Annotated in this window: 14 protein-coding genes and 1 pseudogene; 8 read left to right on the top strand and 7 right to left on the bottom strand. The window is 48.1% G+C overall.

The features are described from left to right. Positions 1 to 64 precede the first annotated feature (64 nt). The 3 genes and pseudogenes from OGV65_RS24005 (at position 65) to OGV65_RS23995 (ending at position 5,681) form a co-directional block, all read left to right on the top strand. A complete protein-coding gene (locus OGV65_RS24005) occupies positions 65 to 1,351 on the top strand; it encodes an MFS transporter (protein WP_047358943.1) in 1,287 nt (428 codons plus the stop codon). A 468-nt stretch (positions 1,352 to 1,819) separates the two neighbouring features. Next, positions 1,820 to 2,434 (top strand): acid-sensing system DNA-binding response regulator EvgA, encoded by a 615-nt coding sequence (gene evgA / locus OGV65_RS24000; protein ID WP_016157256.1) that lies wholly within the window; start codon positions 1,820 to 1,822, stop codon positions 2,432 to 2,434. 4 nt (positions 2,435 to 2,438) lie between these two features. Next, a pseudogene (locus OGV65_RS23995) lies at positions 2,439 to 5,681 on the top strand (ATP-binding protein). A 74-nt stretch (positions 5,682 to 5,755) separates the two neighbouring features. Here OGV65_RS23995 and OGV65_RS23990 read toward each other — a convergent pair. Continuing rightward, complete coding sequence (locus OGV65_RS23990; RefSeq protein WP_016154099.1) at positions 5,756 to 6,382, bottom strand: YfdX family protein; 627 nt, start codon at positions 6,380 to 6,382, stop codon at positions 5,756 to 5,758. Between the two features lie 280 nt (positions 6,383 to 6,662). Between OGV65_RS23990 and OGV65_RS23985 the strand changes: the two genes are divergently transcribed. Both OGV65_RS23985 and OGV65_RS23980 read left to right on the top strand, forming a co-directional pair. Beyond that, positions 6,663 to 7,259: a DUF308 domain-containing protein gene (locus OGV65_RS23985; protein ID WP_286455519.1), complete on the top strand. Its 597-nt coding sequence runs from the start codon at positions 6,663 to 6,665 to the stop codon at positions 7,257 to 7,259. Beyond that, a complete protein-coding gene (locus OGV65_RS23980; protein WP_047358941.1) occupies positions 7,259 to 7,606 on the top strand; it encodes an HdeA/HdeB family chaperone in 348 nt (115 codons plus the stop codon). Before OGV65_RS23985 ends, OGV65_RS23980 begins: the two co-directional genes overlap by 1 nt. 360 nt (positions 7,607 to 7,966) lie before the next feature. On the opposite strand, the gene OGV65_RS23975 is transcribed toward OGV65_RS23980, so the two are convergent. From OGV65_RS23975 to OGV65_RS23955, 5 genes are all read right to left on the bottom strand, one after another. Next, on the bottom strand, positions 7,967 to 11,083 hold the full coding sequence (locus tag OGV65_RS23975; RefSeq protein WP_286455518.1) for an efflux RND transporter permease subunit: 3,117 nt from the start codon (positions 11,081 to 11,083) through the stop codon (positions 7,967 to 7,969). Between the two features lie 28 nt (positions 11,084 to 11,111). Continuing rightward, positions 11,112 to 12,269: an efflux RND transporter periplasmic adaptor subunit gene (locus OGV65_RS23970; protein WP_016157251.1), complete on the bottom strand. Its 1,158-nt coding sequence runs from the start codon at positions 12,267 to 12,269 to the stop codon at positions 11,112 to 11,114. A gap of 278 nt (positions 12,270 to 12,547) precedes the next feature. Beyond that, positions 12,548 to 13,114: a Slp family lipoprotein gene (locus OGV65_RS23965; protein ID WP_047499515.1), complete on the bottom strand. Its 567-nt coding sequence runs from the start codon at positions 13,112 to 13,114 to the stop codon at positions 12,548 to 12,550. 270 nt (positions 13,115 to 13,384) lie between these two features. Then, a complete protein-coding gene (locus OGV65_RS23960; RefSeq protein WP_286455517.1) occupies positions 13,385 to 13,897 on the bottom strand; it encodes a FidL-like protein in 513 nt (170 codons plus the stop codon). Continuing rightward, on the bottom strand, positions 13,887 to 14,657 hold the full coding sequence (locus OGV65_RS23955; RefSeq protein ID WP_047499516.1) for a winged helix-turn-helix domain-containing protein: 771 nt from the start codon (positions 14,655 to 14,657) through the stop codon (positions 13,887 to 13,889). Before OGV65_RS23955 ends, OGV65_RS23960 begins: the two co-directional genes overlap by 11 nt. A gap of 1,000 nt (positions 14,658 to 15,657) precedes the next feature. Here OGV65_RS23955 and OGV65_RS23950 point away from each other — a divergent pair. Both OGV65_RS23950 and OGV65_RS23945 read left to right on the top strand, forming a co-directional pair. Next, the gene (locus tag OGV65_RS23950; RefSeq protein WP_286455591.1) at positions 15,658 to 22,572 is read left to right on the top strand and encodes an autotransporter outer membrane beta-barrel domain-containing protein; all 6,915 of its coding nucleotides are present in this window, start codon (positions 15,658 to 15,660) and stop codon (positions 22,570 to 22,572) included. A gap of 117 nt (positions 22,573 to 22,689) precedes the next feature. Further along, positions 22,690 to 24,123 (top strand): EAL domain-containing protein, encoded by a 1,434-nt coding sequence (locus tag OGV65_RS23945; RefSeq protein ID WP_160312096.1) that lies wholly within the window; start codon positions 22,690 to 22,692, stop codon positions 24,121 to 24,123. A 58-nt stretch (positions 24,124 to 24,181) separates the two neighbouring features. On the opposite strand, the gene OGV65_RS23940 is transcribed toward OGV65_RS23945, so the two are convergent. Beyond that, complete coding sequence (locus OGV65_RS23940; protein WP_003826111.1) at positions 24,182 to 24,538, bottom strand: KPN_00521 family repetitive protein; 357 nt, start codon at positions 24,536 to 24,538, stop codon at positions 24,182 to 24,184. Positions 24,539 to 25,536: 998 nt separating this feature from the next. Between OGV65_RS23940 and OGV65_RS23935 the strand changes: the two genes are divergently transcribed. Further along, positions 25,537 to 26,775 (top strand): IS110 family RNA-guided transposase, encoded by a 1,239-nt coding sequence (locus OGV65_RS23935; RefSeq protein ID WP_012291449.1) that lies wholly within the window; start codon positions 25,537 to 25,539, stop codon positions 26,773 to 26,775. Positions 26,776 to 26,809: the final 34 nt, after the last annotated feature.

Raw genomic sequence — 26,809 nt, 5'->3', positions numbered from 1 at the left:
CACGCATTGATTTATCGCGACCATTTATGGCCGCGGTAGATCACTACACCCTAAGGACATCACAATGAACCTACAAACGTCTTTACCTTCAGGTAAACCAAAGACCTGGAAAGCAAGGTATACCGTCCTGACATTGATCTGGCTGGCGTGGCTGCTCTCTTTTCTCGACAGAATGGTGATGAGCGTTTCGCTCCCTTATATCGGCAAAGATTTAAATCTGGATACGACCCAACAAGGGTTAATTATTAGCGCCTTTTTTATTGGTTATGCCGCGTTTCAAATTCCCGGCGGTTTACTGGCGGATAAGTTTGGTTCGCGCAAAATCATGGCCATCGGTATTGCCTGGTGGTCTGTTTTCACCAGCTTAACCGGCGCCGTGTTGACGCTGCCGCTAATGCTGGCCGTTCGCTTCTTCTTTGGTGTTGGTGAAGGTTGTTTCCCGTCGGCTTCCTGGAAGATGATATCAACCTATTTCCCGTCGAAAGAGCGTGGCCGCGCCACGGCGATTCAGTCAACGGTAAACACCTTAGGCCCGGCGCTGGCGGTAGTGGTAGCCGCAAGCATAATCGGGGCCTTTGGCTGGCACATGGTCTTTATCGTGCTAGGTATTCCGGGTCTGTTTATCGCGGCGGGGATCTACTTATTTACCCGTGACAATCCGAAAGATCACCCCGCAATTACGCAGCAGGATCTGGCGGAACTGGCTGCTGACGAGCAGGGAAGCCTGCAAAACACCAGCGGCATCGCATTTAAAGACGTCCTCAAAATGCCGGTGCTCTGGCAAATGGCAAGTATCTGGTTTTTGTTTGATATCACCTTCTGGGGCTTTTCAACCTGGCTGCCAAGCTACCTGATCACCGTTCGTGAGTTTTCTCTGGCAAAAACCGGCGTCATGGCGGCCATTCCCTTCCTGTTTGGCGCAGGCGGAACGTTGTTAGGCGGCTATTGCTCAGATAAATTTAAACCCCAGCGTAAAACGTTGTATGTCGTGACCTCCGTTATTGCCGCGGGTTTCCTGTACCTGACCTTCAGCGTGAGCAGTGCAGATATGGCGGTGGTTTATCAGTGTATTTCAGCCCTGTTCATGTTCTTCGCCATGGCGACATTCTGGGGCATTCTGATGGATACCATTCCCAGCAACATCATGGGGCGGGCATCCGGGATCGTTAACTTTGGCGGTCAGATGGCGGGAGTCGTTTCTGCACCTATCATCGGCTGGCTGATTCAAAGCAGTGGTGGAAGTTATAACAGCGCCTTTATCTTTATGATTGCCGCGCTGTTGTGTTCTGCCGTCGTTACGCTGACCGTGAAAAGCTCCCATGCTATTGGGGCGTTGCCCAGTAAAGCCTGATTCATGACTGACTCCTGTGGCTCTGTTGTTTCCTGAGCCACAGGGCGTTTTACTATCAAATCAGCAGGTTTATTATCTTTTTCTCCAGATTTGACCTGGTATAAAAATGATTCTTAGATAGCTATTCTGCATATACACCTTTGCCGTTGTGATGAAAACTCCCCCTGGTTATATGACCCCGGCCATTAAGAATGAATCATAATAAATGAGAGATTTATCCTACGTGTGTAGGAATATTCCTTTTGGTTGTGTTAATGGTTTGATATTTAGATAGGCTCAAGGTTTAAAATTTGTAAAATGCAGTGTTGCATTTATACCTTATTCTTCGTTTTTATAAAAAACTAATAAATATACGTGTGAATGTGTTAGGATTTACCTGATAACGCCTTATTTTATAAATTATAATGCTTAAGGCTCACCTGCTCGATAGCCATCGCCTCTCTTTATTTATCGGGATTCTTATACGCAATGAACGCGATAATCGTTGATGATCACCCATTAGCTCGCATAGCCATCCGCAACTTACTCGATACTAATGGTATTACCGTAACCACCGAGCTCGACAGCGGAGAGCATGTGGTCCAAACCGTTGAAAAAACTAAGCCGGAGCTACTGATTATTGATGTGGATATTCCGGGCATCAGCGGCATCGAAGTGCTGGAGCAACTGCGAAAGCGGCACTATGCTGGTGTAATCATTATCATTTCAGCCAAAAATGAATTTTTTTACGGCAAACGTAGCGCCGAATACGGTGCCAACGGATTTGTGAGTAAAAAAGAGGGTATGAATAATATTCTTGCCGCAATCGAAGCTGCAAAAAATGGGTATAGCTATTTTCCCTTTTCCCTTGAGCATTTTACTGGCTCATCTGTCAGCGAACAGGATAAGCTTGATACGTTGTCGACCCAGGAAATGAGAGTGTTGCGTTATATTCTTAACGGTATGGATTACAGCACTATTGCCAGCAAAATGAACATCAGTAATAAAACGGTAAGCACCTATAAAAGCCGTTTGATGGAGAAATTAGATTGCTCGTCATTAATGGAAATTTATGATTATGCGCAAAGAAATAAAATAGGATAGAGTAATGCTGGAACGCTTGTTTATTTTTTTGATGGTCATATTTACCATCGGGTTTTCTACGGGTGTAAGCTCAGCCCGGCAAGTTGAGCTAAAAAGTAACTATAATACCTCAGTACAACATATCGGCTTGAACAGGGAAGAAACAAACTGGTTAGCGCATAAAAAAACCTTGGTTGTTGGCACCTGGTTACCGGAAGTCTCCCCCATTGTTTATCAAAATAGCGGTGAATATTATCGGGGCGTCAATGCGGATTATCTTGCGCTAATGCAAAAGAATCTCAATATAAAAATTGTTATAAAGCAGTATGATAATGAGCAAGAAGCGCTGACCGCACTTGCCAGTAACGATGTAGATACATTGATAACTCAGCTGTCCCGGCGACAAGATGTCGGCGGCCATTTATTGCGCACTTCGGCATTACTGACGACGTGGCCGACGCTTGTGACCTCGCTAAAAAACACTATGCTGCCTCTGACCTCGGAGCATCCGGTTAGCGTCGCGTGTGTGCGAGATTGTCCTTTTCTTGATGTTATCCAGGATGCTTTTCCTGAAGCTAAAGTCTCATTTTACGACGACGAGTATCAGGCCATGGCATCGGTAGTGAACGGTGATAACCAATATTATATTGGGAACAATATCACCAGCAGTCATTGTGTCTCCCGATATTTTTCGCAATCACTGGTTATTACGCACTACTTTGATAAACAAGAGCAATAAAATTATTTTGTGGTGAAGGACGACCAGCCGGTATTAAGAAATATTCTTGATGGTTTCATTACGTCAATCAGTAATGAAATTCATATGCAGGTCATGCAGAACTGGCTGAACCGCGGTAACCTTGCTTTTCTGAATGCGCCTATTCCTTTTACCGATCAGGAAAAAGCGTGGCTGAAGAAGAAACATACTATTCGCATTCTTATCAATCCAGATTATCCGCCTTACACGCTTGTCGATCGCAGCGGTGAGTTACGTGGAATTCTTGGCGATTTGCTGAATATTATTCATCTGCAAACGGGGATTGATTTTGAGCCGGTTTTGGCCAATACCAAAAGTGAACAGACCAAACAAATAAGCGGCGAACGATGGGATATGTATCCCACTATCACCCTGACAAATCAAAATCAGCACAATTCGACCTTTAGCGATCCGCTGATGAATGTGGCGTTTGTGATTATCACTTCCCGCGATGAAACGGCCGACTCGTTACTGAATACACCGATCCGTATTGCGTTGCCCGCCGGACATGTTTTGGAAAGTGACCTGAAACAACGCTACCCGCAGGCCACCTGGGTGGATGCTGATACTGGCAGCGTCGCGATGACTATGCTCAGGGATGGCAAGGTTGACGCGGCAATTGCTACCGAATTGTCGGCAAGGTTCATGGTCGATCATGACTACCAGAAAAACATGCACTTTTTTAGGCTACCAGATATGCCTGGTGCGTCGGTGAGCTTTGCGATTTCTCCCCACGAGCCCATGTTGAAGTCCGTAATGGATAAAGCGCTGCAGGCGATACCGCCGCGTGAGATTTTGCAGATGACGGAGAAGTGGTCGAAAATTTCTAATACGCAGGTCGATCTCTGGAGTCGGTATAGCAAACAGTTCTATCAACTGGTGGTGTTTGCGCTGTTGCTGATAGCAATTAGCCTGATCTGGGGGATCTCACTCTCCCGTGAGGTCAATAAAAGAAAACAATCGCAGCGGCAGCTGGAAGAGCAGCTTCATCTCAAAGAGGCATTATCTCAAGAACTGGAAACCGAAAAAAATAAAGCGATTGAAGCAACCAAGGCCAAAAGTCGCTTTCTTGCGAGCATGAGCCATGAATTACGTACCCCTGTCAGCTCGATTGTGGGCTTTCTGGAATTACTGTCGAGCTCAGACCTCAGCCCGGCACAGCGAAAAGAGGCGATTGCTCTTACCGCAGCGACAGCCCAGTCATTGCTTGGGCTGATCGGTAAGATTCTGGACGTTGATAAGATTGAGTCTGGTAAATATCAGGTTGTTCCTCAATGGACGGATCTCTCGCAGCTCATTGAATTGCAGTGTCACTCTTTTGATGCCTTAGCCAGACAGAAAGGCGTTACGCTTGCTTGCGTAAGCCAGTTGCCGGCAAACGAGCGGGTGTTTGTCGATCAACAAGCTTTGCGGCAAATTCTCACCAACCTGGTGGGCAATGCGCTGAAGTTTACCGAGCAGGGTAGCATTCATGTGACAGCCCGTTTAACACCTGACGGGGAGAATCACGGTACCCTGACCATCGCCATTAGCGATACCGGTTGCGGGATTAGCGAAGAGGAGCAGGCCGGGCTGTTTCGTCGCTACGCTCAGGGGCGCTGTGGGCGTCAACAAACGGGGTCTGGTCTGGGATTATTTATCTGCAAAGAGCTGGTGACGCTGATGGGTGGTACGCTGGAGCTGATGAGCGTTCCGGCGCAAGGAACCACGTTTACCATAACGCTGCCGGTTGAGACTGCCCGCCAGTCAATTGTACCGGATAGCAACACGCCGGGTGCGCTGTTGCCGCTGCCGTGTCTGTCTATTTTGATAGCAGATGACAACCCGACCAATCGCCTGCTGCTTAAGCGACAGTTGAACGCCATTGGTTACAGCGTGGATGAAGCGTGTGATGGTGAGGAAGCCGAAGCCAAACTGGCTAAAAAATCATACGACCTGTTGATAACCGATGTGAATATGCCGAAGAAGGACGGGTTTGATCTTGCGGCTTCGTTACGTCGTCAGCAGCCTCATTTACAAATATGGGGACTGACGGCCAGCGCGCTCCCACAGTCACGTGACAGGTGTCTGCAAAACGGCATGAATTTGTGTCTGTTTAAGCCCGTGTCGATTCAGACACTGACGCATGAATTAAGCAAAATCGAAACCGGTTATTCGTCTCCATGTGCAATCCGGCATTTGAAATTCAATGTCTTGACGGAAAATACCGGCGGCGATCGCGCATTAATGAACGAGATACTCGAAACATTCCGCGAGGCAACGTTTAGCGATTTACAGGCGGCTGAGAAAGCCGTTGAGCAAGACGAACCCCAGCTGTTTTTGCGAGCCCTTCACCGGTTGCATGGTTCGGCGCAAATTCTGGGCATTACTGCTCTTCAGACGCTATGCGAACCTTTTGAATCGATGCGACATGACGATCTTCCTCTGGCAGTACGCCAGGAAGCATTACAGAAGATTGTTGCCGTCATGCGGGAAATTGAGATTGAGATTAACAGTCTGATTAGCCATTAACCCCCCTGATCGGGTTGCCGTAGCAACCCGATCAGGAGAGAAAGTCCTGGTTCAACACTCCGTAGTGCTGAGTATTACTGGCCTGCGCCCAGCATCTCGCTATCGATCACAATGCCTTCTTCAGCACCCTTTAACACAAGGTTTGCTTCATAGTATTTACCTGAAGACAGCAGTTTTTGAGCGCTGGCAACGGCTTTACGCGTCTGATTCAGGGGCATCAGGTATTGGGTCTGAAGCACGCTGATACCCGCCAGTTGCAAGGTATCCACAGCACCTTTCCAGTCGCCTTTAGCCATTTTGCCATTCGCTGTATTGATAGCGGATTCTTTAGCTGGGGTGGCAATATAGTCTTCTGACAGCGCAATCGTAGCGTTAATAATCACGTACTGGTCGTCAATCATCTTGGCTTTAGGCGCAGCTTTTACAAATTTCGCCCAGTCGTGGCTGTCACCCGCAAGCAGGGAAGCGGCGTCATCGGTTAACTTTTTAGCACTGTCAGGCTGTCCATGAAACAGGGCCAGACGGGCAAGCTGAATATCACGCATCGCGTTTGCACCTTGTACTGCGACCTGCATAATATCGGCAGCTTCTTTTTGTACATTGGCGGTAGCAGTTTGTGCCGGCGTGGTAGTGGTAGCTGCCAGTACCGGGGCTGAGCCCATCATGGTTGCAAGCAGACCTGCAAGAATAATCTTTTTCATTACTTTCTCCTGAATAAATTTGGTATATCTCACCAAACGAAATAAGCATATTAAATAACTTCGAAGAGTGGAATCAGAGCCAGGATAGAATAATGAGCGTTTAATCTTACAGGTGTCAGACGTCTGACATGTGTAGGATTGTACGGATAATGACATTCCTTTATTCTTATATACGAATTCGGAGTGAAAGTCTTATCATTCCATTGTAAGTGATATGTGTTAAGTGAATATTACTCTTTTATTAGTAGGTTACATTGCGTTTCTATGTAACGGAGGATGTATGTTTGTTTTTAATCAGCGTAGCCTGAAAGCATTTAATGAAAAAACACTATTTCATTATAAAAGACACGCCACAATCATGGCCGTGCTGTTGTTGGTTTGCGGCATCTGCTGCTTAATCTATCCAATCGATGCAGGTGTTTACTTAAGCTATGCAACAGGTTTTATGTTCCTGGTGTGCGGCTTCTATTCTATTTACAGCCTGTTTTCCTCGGGTAAAAAGCAGTTGAAAGCCAAATTTACCTATGCCTTTTTTGCTATCGCATGGTTGCTGCTGGGATACTGTTTCCTCGAAAATCCTGTGATAGGTATGAATTCATTGGCAATGGTTTTTTGCTGCCTGTTTATTCTTGGCGGGATTTTTCGTGTTGCTTCCGGCGTCAAAATGTTCCGCAGTCCGGGCTATGGATGGAATATTTTTATCGGTATTTTTGACCTGCTTATTGCAGCCGTATGGCTGAATATGGATCCCGACCGTTCTTATGTGTTTACCTCCATCTTTATAGGCGTTGAGATGATTTTTAGTTCTTTGGCTTTTATCAGTCTGCGCAGAAATGCGTCGTTGGTACAAACTGAAAAACTCGCCGATAAAAATTAATGCTACTTCTGGAGCGCATTGTGAATATTAAATTGATTGTCTCTGCAGCTATTCTTATGACCTCTGTTATGGCGCCGATGAGCCGTGCTTTTGCTACACAGGCAACGGAAGCGGCGCCACAAGATATGACCTGTAAAGAATTCGTTGATATGAGTCGGCAATACATGACAGCAATTGCCTTTGTGATTGTTAATAAAAATTCGGACTTTAAAGGCGATGATTATGTTCCCCTGCATGAGGTGGAAACTGTCGCTGTACCCAAGATGATTAAAATGTGTCATCGACACCCTGATACTAAATTGGGCGAGCTGGCCGTAAATCTGAAGGGTTCCGGTCTGCACTATTGATTACCCGTTTTGATAGCCTGGCATGAGTCAGAATTGACAACCTCTGTACCTACCTTAGTTGTTACCCTACAAAAAAAATCCCCGTAATGTTTACCCTGCTATCCACGAGAAATTCGCTGGATAACAGGGCCCGCTAACAACCGTAGACCTGATAAGCGAAGCGCCACCGGGCATTGATTACCCGCAGAGCAGAGGGACTCAAGTGTGGTGGAGAATGCCACTCTTAACGTAGTCACAGTATCGTCGCTGTAATGAAATGAAGAACTTAAGGTGAACGGAACCCTTTCTCTGAGAGAGCATTGAGAATCCCTGGGATTTAATAAACTTATCCCAGGGATAATCACGTACGAGGGCAGGGAATCAGCGCCGTGTTTTGAATCGCGCCAGCATGTTTTCTACGAGAACAAAGAATAGCGGAACAAAGTAGATCGCCAGCACTGTCGCGGCCAGCATCCCACCAATAACACCCGTACCGACGGCATTTTGCGCGCCAGAGCCCGCGCCGTTGCTTATTGCCAGAGGGATAACCCCTAAGATAAAGGCCAGTGACGTCATCAAAATAGGGCGTAAGCGCATTTGCGCGGCCTCTACTGCGGCTTCAAGCGGCGTTTTTCCTTCCTTTTGCATGATCTCGACGGCGAACTCGACGATCAGAATGGCGTTTTTAGCCGAGAGCCCCATGGTGGTGAGCAGGCCGACCTGGAAGTAAACATCATTGCTCAGGCCGCGCAAGTCGGTCGCCAGCAAAGCGCCGACCACCCCGATTGGCACAACCAGCATTACCGAGAACGGTATCGACCAGCTTTCATACAGTGCCGCCAGTGCCAGAAACACGACGATCAGCGAAATGCCGTACAGCATTGGTGCCTGGTTTGTGGACAGCGCCTCCTGATAAGACAGACCGGTCCAGGCATAGCCGACGCCCGCAGGCAGTTTATTTATCAGCGATGCCATAAATTTCATCGCATCGCCGCTGCTTTTCCCTTCGACCGGCTGGCCCAGAATTTCCATTGCAGGCTGACCGTTGTAGCGTTCAAGGCGGGGAGAACCGTAGGTCCACTCGGTGGATGAGTAGGCCGAAAGCGGCGTCATAGCGCCGGAGGCATTACGTACGTACCAGTGATTAATATTATCCGGCAACATACGGAACGGCGTATCGGCCTGGACATACACTTTTTTAACGCGTCCCTGATTCAGGAAATCATTGACATAGCGACTACCGAACGCCGTGGAGATGGTCTGATTGATATCCGATAATGCAACGCCCATGGCTTCTGCCTTCGTGGCGTTAACATGAATGCGGAACATCGGTGTATCTTCCAGACCATTCGGGCGCACCCCGTCGACCTCACCGGACGACTGGTTGGCCAGCGCCAGAAGCTCGTTTCGGGCCTGCATCATTTTTTCATGCCCAAGGTTACCGTTATCCAGCAGCTCCATGTCAAAACCTGAAGCCGTTCCCAGTTCTGCAACAGCGGGTAAATTAAACGGATAAACGACGGCATTATTGATGGTGCTTAAGGCCATCATCGCCCGTCGAATAATGGCGGTAACTGAGTTTTCTTCACCAACGCGTTCTGACCACGGTTTCAGGCTGATAAACGCCAGACCGTTGTTTTGCCCCTGGCCGCTGAAACCAAATCCGCCTACGGTGAAAACCGAAGCGACATTTTTCTGTTCTTTCGTCAGGTAGTAATCCGTTATTTTCCCGAGCACTTTGCTGGTGTTCACCATCGTTGAGCCCGAAGGCAATTGCGCGGTGGTCATGAATACCCCCTGGTCTTCTTCAGGCAAAAAAGAGGTCGGGGTACGTAGAAACAGCACAATCATGCCCGCGCCAATCACTAAGTACACGACCATATAACGGCCTGTGCAACGTAGCAGTTTACGGGTGCTGTCCGTGTAGTGCTGAGTACATTTCTCCATAAAGTGATTGAAACGGGTAAACAGAATATGTGTGTTTGCTTTTTCTCCCTCGTGGGATTTCAACAGCATGGCGCAGAGTGCTGGCGTCAGGCTCATCGCCACAAACACCGACAGCAGCATGGAGGAGATTAAAGTGATAGAAAACTGACGGAAAATTTCACCGGTTGCTCCGCTCATAAATGCCATCGGCATAAATACGGCGGATAACACAACGGCAATACCGACCAGCGCTCTCTGCAACTGGCCCATCGCTTTGTGGGTCGCCGCTTTTGGTGACAAGTGTTCTTCGGCAATAATGCGTTCTACGTTCTCAACCACCACGATGGCATCATCGACTAACAACCCTATCGCCAGCACCATGCCAAACATCGTGAGCGTATTAATCGAAAAACCCGCGATGTCGAGTATCGCAAAGGTGCCAAGGATAACTACCGGAACGGCGATTGTGGGAATAAGCGTTGCGCGGAAACTTTGCAAAAACAGATACATGACGAGGAATACCAGAATGATTGCCTCAATCAAAGTATGAAAAACCCCCTGAATCGAAATTTCGATAAACGGAGTGGTGTCATAGGGATAAACGGTTTTCATGCTGGCCGGAAACCAGGCCGATAATCTGTTCAGCTCTTGTTTGACTGCCTGGGATGTTTCCAGGGCATTCGCGCCAGCGGCAAGTTTAATTGCAATCCCGGCGGCGGGTTTTCCGTTGTAGCGTGCAACCGTTGCATAATTTTCCGCACCCAGCTCAATTCGCGCGACATCGCGCAGCAGAACCTGGGAGCCATCTTGCTGAACTTTAAGGAAGATCTTGCCAAATTCATCAGTAGTTTGCAGGCGCGTCTGGACGATTATCGACGCATTTAGCTGCTGATCGGCTGACTGAGGCATGCCTCCCAACTGCCCACCCGATATCTGATTGTTCTGAACTTTGAGCTGGGTAATGACGTCCTGAGGTGTGAGGTTATACTTGTCGAGCTTTTGCGGATCCAGCCAGATACGCATGGCGTATTGCGAACCGAATAACTGTACGCTCCCCACCCCGGCAGTGCGGCTTATTGGGTCTTTGATGTTCGAGGCCACATAGTCGGCAATATCATATTGGCTCAGGCTGTTATTATCAGAGATAAAGCCGGCGACCATCAAAATATTGCTGCTGGATTTATCAACACTGATCCCTTGCTGCTGTACTTCCTGCGGTAAAGAGGGCATCGCCAGCTGCAGTTTATTCTGTACCTGAACCTGCGCAATATCGGGTGACGTACCCGTTTTGAAAGTCAGGATAATCGACGCATTACCTGCCGCATCGCTGGTGGATGACATATACATCAGGCCATCAAGACCATTCATGTTCTGTTCAATCACCTGAGTTACGGAGTCTTCAACGGTCTTTGCGTCTGCCCCTGGGTAGGCAGCGCTGATGGTAATGGTTGGGGGAGCAATTTGTGGATACTGGGCGATCGGCAGGTTCATTATCGCGATTCCGCCCGTAAACATCATGATAATGGCGAGCACCCAGGCGAAAACCGGGCGCTCAATAAAAAAGTTGGCCATGAAGAAAGTGTCCTTAATACCTGAAATATTACTGTTCAGTTCCCGCGTCAGGAGTGGTCAGTTTTGAAGGGAGGACCCGGGCTTTGATTCCCGGACGAATTCTTTGTAATCCGGACACAATGACCCGATCGCCGGGGCGTAATCCTGCGGTCACCAGCCATTGATTGCCAACAGCCTTCACGGCGTTTATTTCGCGCAGTTGCACCACGTTTTGCTGGTCAAGGATTAGTGCGGTGGCTTTTCCTTGTTCGTTATGCGTAATCCCTTGTTGGGGGACCATCAAAACGTTCTGCTGGCTGCCTTCGTCCAGCAACGCCGTGACATACATGCCGGGTAAAATTTCACCTTCAGGATTGGGGAACACGGCGCGCAAAGTCACCGATCCGGTGGTCTCATCGACGGCGGGATCGGAAAACTCAAGCGTACCGGTATGGCGATAGGGTTTGCCGTTTTCCAGCATCAGCTCAACAGGAATTTTGCCTTGTTGCTGGGCAATTTTGCCGTTGGCTTTCTCTTCTTTCAGGCGTAAGAAATCTTGTACTGACTGTGTTAAATCAACATAAATCGGATCCAGCCGCTGAACGGTGACCAGCGCGTTTTCCTGATTTGCGGTGACCAGGGCACCCACGGTTACGGAGGATTTACCGCTGATGCCATCAATCGGTGAGGTGACATTAGCGTAACGAAGGTTGATGGTGGCCTGCTCAAGATCCGCTTTGGCGACGGCGACATTGGCTTCTGCTTCATTAAGCTGTGAGCGTGTCGTGTCGTAGTCCTGGCGGCTGACGTAATTGGATTTTATTAACGCTGACTGCCGATTTAATGTCAGACGCACATTATTGGCCGTCGCCAGTGCCTTTGCCAGCGCGCCTTTGGCTGAATCCAGTCGTGCCTGCAGCGGGGCAGGATCAATTTGATACAGTGACTCTCCTTTGCTGACTTTATCACCTTCAATAAAGTTGCGTTTTATGATGATCCCACCAACCTGAGGGCGGATTTCGGCGATCTCGAATGAAACCGCGCGACCTGGAAGTTCACTTTTAATATTCACGGAAGAGGGCGCTAAGGTAACAACGCCGACCTCGGGCTCCATCGCGGTGGTTTTTACTGCAGGTTTATTATCGCAGGCGGTGATGATGACGCTACTAAAAAATAATGGTATCAACAGTAAGCATTTTCTGTTCATAGTAATCCCTGAATAAATCGTAAACACCAATGTTCTTTTATTACAGGCAGGGTGGGAGAGTTATCGGTAAATAACAAAAGATGCTCAGGCATGAGATGGCTAAAGCCCATTTTTTCGCTCAAGTGTTAGCGGGTAAAATTATATGTAACAGGAAGAATGCGTGCTAAGCGAAGGATCTCATAAAGCAGGATGGCGCAATAAGGCTAACGCGGGGTGATGTGGTGGGCGTTTGTCAGTACCCGACTCCGGATTATATTCGCGCCATCTTACTACAGAGATTATTTCACTAGCTCCGGAGTTACCTGAGTTACTGTATTAGCGTAGTAGGGGGCGCCCCACATGGGTTCAGGCCAGAACGCGCCATAGCCGTAATCCCACATATTATAGGTGGTGTTGACTGACTCCGTTAAATGCCAAACTTGAATACCTTGTAAATCAACTTTAACAAAGTTGTACGGGATTTTGTTGATGAATCCTGGTTCATCTCCTTGAATTGTCCCCAAAATAGTAACGAAATGGTTTCTGTAGTTTACCGGATCGAGAAAACCTTTCTGCTGGGCAAGAATACGCCCCTGATAGCTTGCGTCTATTTGCGGTTTAGCATAGTTGTTCAGTGGCAGAACGGCGATTTCCAGTAATGTATCCGTTTTGCTGTTAATCACATTGATGACTTTACCCCCAAAGCGGGCCTGCTGACCGGTATATAATCCCGGTTGGTTATGCACGGAGATAAAGTTTTTTTGTATATCTGGTTGATTATTACCTTTGATATTCTCAGGAATTGAAGCACATGACGCCAGGGTGAAAGCAAGGGCAACAATTATCAACCCTTTTGTTTTTTTCATTTTACTTTCCTGCTAAAAAAAAGACAGACCAATAATAACCCTTTGCTCATTATTGTCAGCAAACGTGCCGTTGATTATCTAAAATTAATATTATTGTAGCTTATGGTAATAATGGACTGTATTTTATCTGGTCGCTGGATGAGGGCGAAAGTGTGTGGCGACAGGGAAAGCGATTTACTGTCGCCACACGTGGAGTCAGGTCCAATGCGTTACCGTGGCCCAGCTCTGGTTTAGCCTGGCGGGTAGGCAATCCTGGATTACGGCTCATTACTACGATTTACTAACGCAGACGTTCGTTGGCGAAAAGGTATTGCCTAACAGGTAGGCATTATCAATTTTATATATTTGCGCACGCTTACTGGGTGTGAACGGGTCATAGATATTATGGATAAACATCTCATCCGACACGTTATCCAGACTGTGTTTACTCATTTTCACGTCTTGCAGAAAAACGACGCCTTTATCTTTTATCCGATAATTAAAACTGACGGAGCGTTGCAGGATAAGGCGACGTCCTGGGCGGTTGTCTGCCAGTGGGGTTGTGGTAATAATCCCTGAGAAATCAATGACGCCAGTGTTATCTGTTTGCAACTGGATCATCAGGCTACCATCGTATTTCCCACCCCCGGGCAGTTCGGGTAGTGAAAGTGTGGAGACGCAATGCACGCTTATTCCCTGATTGACTGAAATGAGGCTGATTCCATTCGCGCTTAACAAGGCGCTGACAGCGACCAGAACGGCCGCTCCTGCAAGTAATATCTTGGTTTTATATTTAGTATTCATGGATATAAAGGTCCTTGCATCCAGCAAACTTTGTTTTTTCTGCATTATTGAAAGTACAGCGGGATAAAAATATGCGACCTTTTTCGCCGTAGACGTACAGATCGTCAGGCTGGAAAATAAACAATGCGCCAGCCAGACACTTCAGGTGTAAATCAGCCATTTTTTTGGCTTTTTCAAGTTTCGCAGTTGCCACTTCTCGTGAGCTTTCAAAAACGGTATAGACCGGACAGAGGTCGATATTGCCAAGTTTATACAACTGCACGACGGGAAGGTTGTTTTGAGTGCTGTTAAACAATGTGTTGACTGGGTAAAGAAGCATGAATAACGAGACCCCCCCCGCTGCAAGCAGCATCATTTTTACGCGTTTTGACAAGGAAGGCGTGGCTTTTGCGGGAGTGAGGGACGCCGCGGAAACCAAAGGCGATTCCTCTATGGTGGTTACCAATCCTTCAGCGATGAAAAAGCCGACCCGTGGTACTGTTTGAATAATCTCGTGTTCACAACCGAGCTCCTGTAATCCTTTACGAATCAAAGAAATATACTGGCTTAATGAGTTGTTTGAGGCTTGCAGACCATTTTTGTCCCAGACATTCGTAAACATCTCTTCTCTCGAGACTACTTTCCCTTCCTGCTCGAGGAGATAGGTGAAGATCCTGTTTGCGGTAATAGACAGGGTGAGTGAGTTGTCCGACGGACTCAGACTCGCCAAAACGCCATCATCAGTCCTAAATGTAACTTCATTGTTAATTAGATATTTCATTTTTTCATCATTAACAGGGTATTACGTAATTATAAACCATAGTGGTATTTCTTCTTCACTACAGTATCGTGAGAGGTGTCAGGGCCGATGCAGGAGGAGGGGGCATTTGAGCATTGTAAAATATCCCCTCTGGCATAAAAAGCTATGAAATTGTTCATTTTAAGTATAAATGCCTACTTCACTCGGATTAAATTATAAGAGTGCTACTATTTTCAGATAGACCATTATAATCATTCGCCGGTTTGAGAACTGCGTAGTTCTGAGTCTCTGGTTGATTTACAAATTGTCAGTAACTTTAGTAAGTGGCATTTTTATAATGAGTAAACGAAAAGTTACTTAAGTAAAATAATCTAAAAATAGTATGGTATCAAGCGTCTTAAACAACAATTAGAAAGGCTTTGATATTTTTCACTTATTACAATCAACCCCTGGCGGTACAGATGGCCGCGGAACTTGCTTATCGCGAGGTGTGTATTCGACAGAATGTAACCCCTGTTTCTCGCAGTTATAATTTAAGTAACTCAAATGGGTTATGTTTTTTCAATATAACCCATGCAATAAGATTTCTCTTATAAGTTGTTAGTTGTTTAAGAGCTGTTATTATAAAGTTTTTTTTACGAGATCTGAAATAAATTAATATGCGTTTTATTTAATTTGAAATGTTTGTTTATTGTGTAGAAAATTAGGTCATCATATTACATTGTTTATGCAATTCATTAACAGTTGCTTATGTGTTCCTGTAATGATGTCGATATTTAAATCTATAATTAATTATCTTTTTAGATAAAACATCTATAAATTGCAAATTTATCAGTATAAATAGATTGGTTGTTGATGCGGTAATACCATTCGTCATGTACAGATCGCTCAATGTTTCAGCGGAAAAAAACTCCAGAGAAGAGGTATCTGACCGCGGGGTAACTATGAGCATCCCATAATGCTATGTGACCACGAATTTTTCCCAGGAAGGGTATTCGTGGAATTATTCGGAATGGTAATGATGAACAAGATTTTTAAAGTGGTATGGAGTGTTTCGCACTCATGCGCGGTTGTTGTTTCTGAACTGGCAAAACGTTGTGGTGCTTCTGTCGAAACAAATAGTTCTGCCCGCATTGAATCTGGAACGCATAAATTTAATATTTCAAGAATTGCGCTAAGTATAATAGGTGCCGTACTGGCTACGCATTCAATATATGCTTTTGCCGCTGACTACGTCTTGCCTGATTACTTACCGTCGACTAACGCTAATGGCGCAGGGCAACTTGTTGTCGGTGACGGTGAAACCATGAATATTATCACCGGTACTAAAGGATATGGCAGCATCGCCTCTGGTGCATCGGGCTTTAAAACGATGACTATTCAGCAGGCAATGGATAATGGTTATATTTCGTCAGGTAGTGAAAATATAAATCTGACGCAGACGACTTTAGGTGGTCGTACCCACAGCATTCAATACGTTGACCCCATCACCGGGGCTTCGCGTACAGTCCAGGTGTATGACAGCGATAATTTTGCCTCTACCAGCGTTGGCGATCTGACGACTTATCTGGGGGTCAGCGTCGGTGATGGGCAGTATGTGAATATGAAGCTGGCGACAGTGACATCAGGCGGCACGCTTGATGTGAATGTTGGTTCAACGGGAAGCGACTGGGCATCAAACTCGGCAAATATCTTCAATGCTGTCACCAAGGTCTCTGGAGTTTATAACGTTGAGAGCAGCGCCAGTGACACCAAAGACGCGGTACTGAATTACAACGCCAAAACCATCGTGCAAAGCGGTAGCGTTGGTAATGTCGCGAAAAATACCGGTAAAGATTATAACTTTGATACCGCAACCTATAACGGCACCTTCTCCAGCGCGCTTGGCGAGTATACGGTTAATAATCTTGATGATTTAAAAAACTACAATGATGCTCTGGTGAAAGCCGTAGAGGCTGGGCAACTTTCGCCCACGGACTACGAAGCTGAGCTTCATAAAGCCTATACCACGGAACAGAAAAACATTCACTTCGACACCAATATCCCGGATGGCGATGCGGTGTTGCAGGCTGCGAATCGTGATGTGAACAGTTTTATTAAAGCTTCCGGTGCGCGCTCTGTCGTCAATATTTCTGCTGATGCCAATATTCAGGCGGTTTTTAGCGATACCTCCGTGGTGACGCTGACCGACGGAGCCACCCTCAATAACAACGGCACACTGGGGGTTGCCGCCGGTGCAGCCGGTGGTGATTATGTCGTTTCAGCGCGTGATAGCATCGTAAATAACAATGGAGTTATTGATGCGGGTACCAGTCTTGATGTGAAAAATGCGTGGGTTGGCGCCCATACCGGGATTCTCGCGACCGGGACGACAAAGGTACAGAACGACGGCGTCATCAACCTTGCCTCGCATCAGGATATCTATAACGCCTATGGCGTGCTGATGAATGACACGGCGACCTTTATTAATAACGGAGTAATGAATATTGCCACCGGAGGTGAGCCTGCGAAATCTTCCGATGGTGTCTATACCTACGGTGTGTTTGTTCAACGTAATGCAGTGGCTACTAATAACGGGACGCTCTACATCGGACGAACTGCACAAGCGGTAAAAGATGAGGCGACCAGTGAAGTCCAGGTCACTCTTCCAGCCATTGGTATGTTTGTGAAGAGTGGAACCATCAATAACACCGGGAACATCACGATCGGAGAAAAAGTCGAGAATGCTGTTGCCATTCAGGCAAACGGCAGTGCGTCTCCTGGTGCAATCAACGTTACCCAGGACGGCGTCATTGACATCAATGGCATCGGCTCAGCGCAAAATATTGGCCTGATGGGGATTAACGGTGCAAAAGGGCTGGTAAACAGCGGCACGATTAACCTCAATGGGTACAGCGCCAGCGGTATTGAACTGCAGGGAGGGAGTCAGGCGCTTCACTCGGGTACGATAAATATCACCAATGGTAGTACCACGGATAATACATTAAAAAATATTGGTGCCTGGGTCGAGGGGACGGGGTCTCAACTCACGATGAGTGGGAGTGTGAATCTTGCTGCTGATAACGCCATTGGTCTGCACGTTCGTGACGGCGGCGTTATCGATATTACCGATACGGGCAAAGTCTCATTTACCAGTGGCAAAAACCAGATTGGCTATTTTATTTATGGTGAAGGTTCAAAAGTAAACGCCTCCTCTACCAATACGCAAGATGTCTCGACTGAAGGGTCAACATTATATCGCATAGAAGGTGGTGCGACTTTTGATGGCAGCGGGTCGTCTGGTACGACAATGACGGCATCAGGCACCGACAGCACTATTCTGCAGGTGACCGGGACGGGGAGCCATTTTGATTCCGGCTCGCAATCGCTGAGTATCACGGGGGACGGCGCGACCGGGATTCGGGTTGAAGGCGGAGCGGATGGGGTTATCACCAAAGACGCGGTGATCGTGAAACTTTCCGGTAAAGACACCACCGCCGGGATTGTGGACGGTAATTATTATGACTTGTCCGGGAATGTCGATGAGAATCAGAAAGGTGACTCAATCCTGACCAGTTACGCCACGCTGAATACCAGTAATACGGCGGATGGTGCTTTCGGCTACATCGCCCGCAACGGCGGTACGCTCAACCATAAAGGCAGCATCGACTTTGACCAGGCGGGCAGCACAGGCGTGCTGGTTTCCGGTGGTACGTTGAATAACGACGGCGACATCAAGGTTAATGGCGTGGCGGTCAGCATCGAAGGCGCTGATTCCGTTGTGAACAACAATGCGACGGTTACCGCGACGGATGGCACCGCAGCCTATCTCGTGGGCAATGATGCGTCATTAAGTTTGACGGGTTCGGGAGAAACCAAAGCATCGGGAGACGCGCACGGTATCTTGTTGGCCGCCGGTGCGAAAGGTCTGCTGGTCGATGGAGCCATCATCACGATGGACAGTACGGGTAAAGGAAGCGCGATTGAAAACGTCGCCAACATTGCGGGTATCCAGCTAAAAGATACAACTATCAGTGTGGGGAATGGAATCGGTATTCATACCGGAGCATCCCTGGCGCAGACCAACTCCGGAACGATTAATGTAACGGGGAGCGGTACGGGGATCCTGTTTGAAAATATCGACGGCAGCGAAACGAATCAAACGCTGGATATGTCTGACTCGCGCGATCTGGTTATCAATGTTGAGCAGGCTGCGGGTAAAGGGATCGTCACCAATGCGTCAACCGACCTGAAAACGGGCGTCAGCGTTAACGTACTCGACGTTAACGGTGGTGAAGCGTTGATTGTCGGTGGCACGACCAAAAATGTTGAACAGGCTGGTGAGTTGACATCGAAATCGACCAGCCACGCGGTGGTGAATGTTGATAACGGTTCCCTGGAAACGTTTATCAATAAAGGCGTTATTAAAGCGCTGGATGCGTCGCAAAAAGCGGTAGAAATGCTCTCGGGGGCAGGCATCGCGTTTACTAACGCGGCGGGAGCCAGCATTGTTGGTCAGGTTAACCTGATGAGCGGTGATAACACCGTTACGCTGGAGTCTGGCAGTACCGCAACCGACATCAAGACGGGCAGTGGTAACGATCTGTACCTACTGAAAGATGTCAAAGAGACAGAAACCTCACTGTTTACCAGCCTCAATGGTGGTGATGGGGAGGATACACTTCAGTTGAATAACGCACAGTACATCCTCAATCACGCTGATGCTATTACCGGCATGGAGCATATCGATCTGACTGCTGGTTCAGTATTTACCGTTAATAATGTTGATTTTGCGTTGGGTGATAACCAAAACGATGCGACCGGTACGGGTTACAACATTGATACGACCAGCACCTTGTCGCTGAATTCTGACGCTGCGCTGGCTTTTAATAGCCATCTGGCGGGAACCGGAACTGTCGCCGTTGATGCCAGCGGTAATGCGTTTGATTTTACCAGCAACAATGCGGCAGATGGATTCAACGGTACGCTGGCGCTAACGAACAGCACCTTTGAGCTGGCTGGATTAAATACTCAGGCGCTGAGCCAGGCAACATTAAATGTAGGCGAGGGGAACGTCACCCACGTGGGGTCCGGTGAGCAAAATATCGGAGGCCTGGCGTTTAACGGCGGCACCGTCAGCTTTGACGGGGTGACGCCGGGGCAGAGCAGTTCCGAAGGAACAATTCATGCTGGCGCGATGGATCTCTCCGGACGCGGAACCGTGCAGGTTGATACCGGCACGATTACGAACGATCGTCCGCTGGCTGATACCACGCTATCTCTTCTTGAGCAGGACGATGCGCAGTCCCTGATTCAACTGGCAACATCTGATTCTTCCGTCACCGGCGGTGCGGGCAATCTGACGCTGACCGATAGCAATGGCAATATCATCAGCGATGGGGTTGAAGCCGGTATCAGCCAAAATGGCGAGATTGTTGCGAATGGAACCTATGATTATCGCCTCACCGGAGGGGATAACGATGATGGACTGTACATTAGCTATGGTCTGACACAAGTCGAACTGCTCGCATCCGGAGACAATGCACTGGTCCTGGATGCGAACGGAAAAACCGGTAATGCCGCAGATCTGAGCGCTCGCGTGACTGGCAGTGGCGATCTGGCGTTTGACAGCGCCAAAGGCCAGACGGTATCGCTGTCGAATATGGATAACGATTACACCGGTATCACCGATGTGCGCAGCGGCAACCTGCTGATGAAAAACGATAATGTTCTGGGACAGACCGGTGAACTACGTCTGGCCGCCGATACCGGTTTTGACATGAATGGTCATAGCCAGACTGTCGGTAAGCTGACGGCGGGGGCTGACTCACTGCTGAACATCAATGGCGGTAGCCTGACCCTGGAGCAGGGCGGAACAGCCGATGGAATATTGACCGGAAGCGGCACGCTAAACATCAATAGCGATACGCTGACCATCACCGGTGAAAACAGCACGCTGACGGCAAAAACGACCATTGCAGAAGGCGCACGCGTGCTGATGAACACGACGCTGGGTCTCGGCACGGGCGATATTGTGGCGGCGGGAACGCTGACGATGAATAAGGCGGCAGGTGTACTTTACAACAGCATCAGCGATGCCGGACGGATTGAACTTACCGAAAGCGATGTCGCGCTGGTGGGCAACAATAGTGCCTTTTCGGGACAATTTGCTATTGATGCGGATTCCCGGCTCACCGCGTTCACCGCAGAAAATCTGGGCAGCGCAGAGGTGCGCAATAGCGGTTCGCTGGTGCTGGACAGTCATACCGACTGGCAGCTTAATAACGACGTTTATGGTAGCGGCGACGTGACCAAGCTGGGAGCCGGATCCATTACCGTCGGTGATAACGCCGCCTGGACGGGGAAAACGGATATTGAGCAGGGCGGCCTGGTTCTGGGGGACGGCACATCTCCCGTCACGCTTGCCAGTACCGAGGTCAACATAGCTACGGCGGGGATGCTCTCGGGCGTAGGGGGCGTCGCAGGTAATGTGAATAACGCCGGTGTGCTGCAGATGGGTACCGGGACCGGTGACAACCTCCTGTTCACTGTAGAGGGAAACCTGGTTAACAGCGGTATCCTCGCAACCGGTGTGAATGGTCAGCAGGCCGGTAATCAACTGGTGGTCAATGGCAATTACACGGGTAATGATGGTCATCTTTCCTTAAACACTGCGCTGGGGGATGACAATTCCGTTACGGATAAGCTGGTGGTGAAAGGCGATACCAGTGGCACTACTTCTGTCAGCGTCACTAACGCCGGTGGGAAAGGTGCTGCAACGATTGATGGTATCGAAGTTATCCATGTTGATGGCGTATCGGACGGTGAGTTTATTCAGGCTGGCCGTATTGTGGCGGGGGCATATGACTACAGCCTTGGACGTGGTCAGGATGAAAACAGCGGCAACTGGTATCTGACCAGCGGTAAAACCAACCCCGATCCGCAGCCAAACCCGGATCCGGATCCCGATAAAGATCTGCGTCCGGAAGGCGGCAGCTACACGGCTAACCTGGCGGCAGCCAACAACATGTTCGTCACCCGTTTGCACGATCGTCTGGGCGAAACGCAGTATATCGATGCCCTGACCGGCGAGCAGAAAGTCACCAGCATGTGGATGCGCCACGTCGGTGGGCACAACAACTGGCGTGACGGTAGCGGCCAGTTGAAAACCCAGAGCAACCGTTACGTATTGCAACTGGGGGGCGACATTGCGCAATGGAGCCAGAGTGGGCTTGATCGCTGGCACCTTGGCGTGATGGCGGGCTACGGTAACGATCACAGCAATACCCAGTCTTCACGCACGGGCTATCGTTCAAAAGGCTCAGTGAATGGCTACAGCACCGGCGTTTATGCCACGTGGTATGCCAATGATGCGTCGCATAACGGCGCCTGGCTGGACAGCTGGGCTCAGTACAGCTGGTTTGATAACAATGTTAAAGGCGATGACCTGCAAGGCGAATCGTACAAATCGAAAGGGGTTACCGCTTCGCTGGAAATGGGATATGCCCAAAAAATGGGCGAGTTTGCCGGCAGTCACGGAACGCTGAACGAATGGTACATACAACCTCAGGCGCAGGCAGTCTGGATGGGGGTGAAGGCGAACGACCATCGTGAAAGTAACGGTACCCGTATCACCAGCAACGGTAATGGTAATGTGCAGACCAGACTGGGCCTGAAAACCTGGATTAAGAGCCATCACCAGATGGATAACGCTAAAGAGCGTGAATTCCAGCCGTTTGCCGAGCTGAACTGGCTGCACAATTCACGCGATTTCAGTACGACCATGGATGGCGTGAATGTGCGCCAGGATGGAGCGAAAAATATAGCCGAGGTAAAAGTGGGTGTGGAGGGACAGGTGAGTCCTCGTCTTAATCTGTGGGGCAATATCGGGGTTCAGGCTGGCGACAAAGGGTATAACGACAGCGCTGCGATGGTAGGTGTGAAATGGAACTTCTAAGCTGATTCTACCGGGCAAGTTCAGCCAGACTGGCGCATGTCAGTCTGGCCATTTCCTCCTGAAATAATCTCAAAAAAGCGTCCTTCGGGGCGCTCTGTTCAACAACACGAGTTAATCATGTCTGTAACCAAGAAAATCACACCCATCATGCTGGTGTTGCTTTTTCTTCTGGCCGGTGTGCTGACGTCATGGCAGCAATGGGATAGAGAGGGACAACTTGTCAGAGAACACGCGATAAATAGCCTGGTCGAAGAAATCGATACGATATTTGACGACGTAAATACACTGGCTGTGTTAGCCAGCGCACATATACAAGAGAATTGCACTGACGATCTGCTACGAAAATTGCGTCTTCTTACGGCGTCTGGCGAGAAGATTCGTTCAGTCAGTATCATCAGGAACGGTGAGTGGAACTGCTCTTCTCTTGAAGGCCGAGAATTGCCGGGGATTATTTCCAATGGAACGACTACACACTCACTGATGATTGAACAGATTTATCGGCTGAACACGGAGATGTATATAATCTATTTTCCGTTTCAGGGGCAGGTGGTGGCTGTTGCAGTATATAAAGCGGCGATCGAAAAAATTCTTATGGATTTTGCCCGTAAAGAAAAAATTGATGTGCATTTTTTATTGTATCCAGAAAAACATCCTTTCGTGCAGATGGCCTCGCAAAACTATCCTTTCTGGATTGTGACGGATTCACAGGATGGCATTGCGGATTATGTGCGGGATAATCATTATCTTCTTATTTTATTTGTGGTTCTGTCTTTGCTGTTATATTTCCACTTACGCCGGGCGCAGCGGATATCACCGATAAAAATACTGCAGCGTGCGATTAATAATGATGAATTTATTCCGTTTTATCAGCCCGTCGTTGAACTCGCTTGCGGAAAAATCGTCGGGGCTGAAGTCCTTGTTCGCTGGAATCACCCTGAGCAGGGAATTATTCCCCCTAACGAATTTATCCACACGGCTGAACATAGCGGCTTGATCAATGCGCTGACGCTGAAATTGTTGACGCAGGTAGAGGTTGATATGCGGTGCCTTAGGGCTCAGTGTGATATACCATTTCATATCGGTATTAACGTACCTCCACTTTCACTGGAGGATCATGAATTTACCGATGCCACTATCGCCTTTATTCAGCGGATGAACTTGTTTCATATTGGCGTAATGCTGGAAATCACCGAACGGCAGCAGAATCTGATCCGTGAAAGTGTTCTGAGGCGCTTGAAAGAGGCAGGCGCTGCGCTAGCCCTGGATGACTTTGGGACCGGATATTCTAACTATGCTGCGCTGCAACGCATTTCGCCGCGGTTCTTGAAAGTTGATAAGATGTTTATCGACTCACTGGGTAAAGGCGGCGTGAGTGATACTATCATCAGCAATATTGTTCACCTGTCTGAACTGGCCAGGATCCCACTGGTGGCGGAAGGAATAGAAAGTGAAGAACAGATGGAGAGGCTGCGACGGATTAACGTTAGCTTTGGGCAGGGGTATCTGTTCAGTAAACCAATACCCTTTAATGCGTTTCTACGTTTATTATAAGGATTGCTAATAATAAAAAACCGCGAAAGCGGCTTTTTATTATTGAATGGCTGGAAGATTACTCGCTGACTTTTTTCTCAACGGAGGCAGCACCTTCTTTGGTCTTATTCCAGCCTTTCTCGGTACCTTCTTTTGTTGCATTCCAACCTTTTTCAGTACCTTCTTTGGTTGTATTCCAGGCTTTTTGTGAGCCTTCACTCACTTTACTGCTCAGGTCATCTTGTTTACCTTCAGCAGCATGTTTTGCTTTTAATTTTTGCTCTTCGCCCTGATTCTGTGCCTGATGCAGTTTTTCTTTTGCGGTATTGGCATTTTCGTGCGCGGCGGCTACATCATTATCAGTTGCGTGTGTCGTCGCGGCAATAACGGGAGAAGCCAGCAGAATTGCAGATAATGCGATAATTGTCTTTTTCATAATATCCTCGCTTAGCGTTATAAGTTATTAGCATGATTAAGCATGGCACACGAACGAAGCGCTGGCTTTAGGAAAAAACTGTAAGTGCTGATGACGGTATTTATCCATTTTGTGCAGCTGTGAGCGATCAATACGGTAATTTTGTGGTGGGTCAAAAAGCCGCATTTAATGTTAGGTTAAATAATAAGTGGTTGTCGTTATTAAGCATGGACATATTAAGTATGTGTAAGTATCCATGCGTTTAGGCCCAACGAAAACAATAGAGCTTTTCGTTGGGCCTATCAATGGGCCTAAAAGGTTCGGATTTAATTAGTTCTCTTCGGACTTCGCGGGACAAATTGAGGGCACAAAAAAGCCCGCAGGGCTTGCGCCGTGCGGGCTCTTAGGACTTCATCGGATGACTCTGGTAATCACCGATGGAGAATTTTGGTGGGCTGGCGTCCCTGTACTTTTAATCATAGTGTATTGATATTTAATGTTTCTGTTTAAATTAATTTCGTTATGGGTTCCAAAAAGGAACCATAAAGTAGAACCACAGTACCTCGCATGGTTCCAACATGCCTAGCGACTTCAAAATAACACCCTCTACGGCATACTAAATGTAAGTGTGGCGGGATATTTAGCGTCTGATTACTGAGGGGGTCAATAAAAACTGCTCTATCTCAAATACTGTAGTGATCCATAAACTTGTCCGTTTGAGTAGATGGTGTACCTCGCCCGTTCAGGCACGGAGTGGCCAATCAGCAGAGTATTCATGTCTGCTATGAGCGATCTATAGTCATTCGCACCCTGAGAATTACACTTTGAAGTGATTCAGGGTATGCGCTTACTGGTTACGAATATTGAGCGAGAATCATGCGATGATCGCCGCTTTTCTTTCGAGCCAGTAGGTGCTCCACGTTCGCTAACGAATACTCAGGGCATGCAGATAACTGCTGGCTATATTTCTTTCGAAGAGCGTGGAATGCATACCAATCCCCGATAAAAAGGAGTTGGTGATGACTGAGACTAATCAATTTGCTGCGCACGTTGGTCTGGACTGGGCAGATAAAAAGCACGATGTCTGTGTTCAGTTTAAAAACGGTGAACGCACATTCCATGTGATTGAACATACGCCGGAAGCGCTTGATGTCTGGCTTACCGAGTTACACCAGAAGGTAAAAGGCAGGATCGCTATCGCCGTTGAGCTGAAGAAAGGTCCCGTGGTGTATGCTCTTCAGAAATATCCATTTATCACCGTTTTCCCCGTCCACGCTTTGTCTCTGGCTCGTTACCGGCAAGCCTTCTCGCCCAGCGGTGCTAAAGATGACCCGCAGGATGCCGAGCTGGCATTAGAGTTAATGCTGCGTTATCCCCAAAAGATAAAAGCCATTGAACCCGACAATGCCGATATCCGGTTACTCCAGCAACTGGTTGAGCAGCGTCGTCAGTTGGTTGAAGATAAGCGCCGTTTTGTGAACCGGCTAATCAACACACTCAAACAGTATTATCCTCAGCCCCTGGAGTGGTTCTCACATCGGGGTAGCTTGCTATTGTGTGAACTGATTATGCGATGGCCCAGTCTGCAACAACTAAAACGAGCCAGGCGAGACACGATCCGCAACTTTCTCAATGCCAAAGGTGGCCGCGCAATGGCCCTTACCGAGCAGCGTGTTGTGAGTATTGATAACGCCATTCCGTTGACGACAGACCCGAGTGTTATAGAGGCTAATGCTTTGATGGCAACAGCACTGGCGACACAAATTAAAGTCGTGAGTGAAATCATCAAAACCTATGACGAACGAATCGAAACGCTGTTTGACACATTGCCAGATTCGGGGCTGTTCAAATCACTTCCGGGCATGGGGCCGTGTTTGGGACCACGAATGCTTGCTGCACTTGGTGATAACCGTGACCGGTTTAACAGCGCTGAAGAAATTCAAAACTACGCAGGTATTGCACCGGTGACAGAACGAAGTGGCCAGAAATCCTGGGTTCACTGGCGATGGCAGTGTGCCAAGTTCGTCCGGCAAACCTTTGTTGAATGGGCTGCCAAGACGGTTAACTCATCATACTGGGCCAGACTTTATTATCGGGGACTGCGAGAAAAAGGAAAATCTCACCAGTCTGCAATCCGGGCTCTGGCCTTCAAATGGATAAGGATCATTTACCGCTGCTGGAAGACCAAGACCCAGTACGATGAAGCGAAGTATTTGCTGGCACTGGAAGCGCGAAAGTCGCCCTTACTGAAGCCATAAAAAAGCTTGTCGAATGTCTCAGGGCGTGAAGCGG

The organism is Citrobacter sp. Cb004 (assembly GCF_030337065.1).
GTDB classification, from domain to species: Bacteria; Pseudomonadota; Gammaproteobacteria; order Enterobacterales; family Enterobacteriaceae; genus Citrobacter; species Citrobacter braakii.
This window is presented reverse-complemented; position numbering and strand designations above follow the sequence as displayed.

What these genes read in the sequence shown, in the direction of transcription:
- OGV65_RS23960 (WP_286455517.1), bottom strand. Translation starts at nt 13,897, where the DNA reads ATGAATACTAAATATAAAACCAAGATATTACTTGCAGGAGCGGCCGTT.
- evgA (WP_016157256.1), top strand. Translation starts at nt 1,820, where the DNA reads ATGAACGCGATAATCGTTGATGATCACCCATTAGCTCGCATAGCCATC.
- OGV65_RS23935 (WP_012291449.1), top strand. Translation starts at nt 25,537, where the DNA reads ATGACTGAGACTAATCAATTTGCTGCGCACGTTGGTCTGGACTGGGCA.
- OGV65_RS23975 (WP_286455518.1), bottom strand. Translation starts at nt 11,083, where the DNA reads ATGGCCAACTTTTTTATTGAGCGCCCGGTTTTCGCCTGGGTGCTCGCC.
- OGV65_RS23990 (WP_016154099.1), bottom strand. Translation starts at nt 6,382, where the DNA reads ATGAAAAAGATTATTCTTGCAGGTCTGCTTGCAACCATGATGGGCTCA.
- OGV65_RS23965 (WP_047499515.1), bottom strand. Translation starts at nt 13,114, where the DNA reads ATGAAAAAAACAAAAGGGTTGATAATTGTTGCCCTTGCTTTCACCCTG.
- OGV65_RS24005 (WP_047358943.1), top strand. Translation starts at nt 65, where the DNA reads ATGAACCTACAAACGTCTTTACCTTCAGGTAAACCAAAGACCTGGAAA.
- OGV65_RS23945 (WP_160312096.1), top strand. Translation starts at nt 22,690, where the DNA reads ATGTCTGTAACCAAGAAAATCACACCCATCATGCTGGTGTTGCTTTTT.
- OGV65_RS23970 (WP_016157251.1), bottom strand. Translation starts at nt 12,269, where the DNA reads ATGAACAGAAAATGCTTACTGTTGATACCATTATTTTTTAGTAGCGTC.
- OGV65_RS23955 (WP_047499516.1), bottom strand. Translation starts at nt 14,657, where the DNA reads ATGAAATATCTAATTAACAATGAAGTTACATTTAGGACTGATGATGGC.
- OGV65_RS23950 (WP_286455591.1), top strand. Translation starts at nt 15,658, where the DNA reads ATGAACAAGATTTTTAAAGTGGTATGGAGTGTTTCGCACTCATGCGCG.
- OGV65_RS23985 (WP_286455519.1), top strand. Translation starts at nt 6,663, where the DNA reads ATGTTTGTTTTTAATCAGCGTAGCCTGAAAGCATTTAATGAAAAAACA.
- OGV65_RS23980 (WP_047358941.1), top strand. Translation starts at nt 7,259, where the DNA reads ATGCTACTTCTGGAGCGCATTGTGAATATTAAATTGATTGTCTCTGCA.
- OGV65_RS23940 (WP_003826111.1), bottom strand. Translation starts at nt 24,538, where the DNA reads ATGAAAAAGACAATTATCGCATTATCTGCAATTCTGCTGGCTTCTCCC.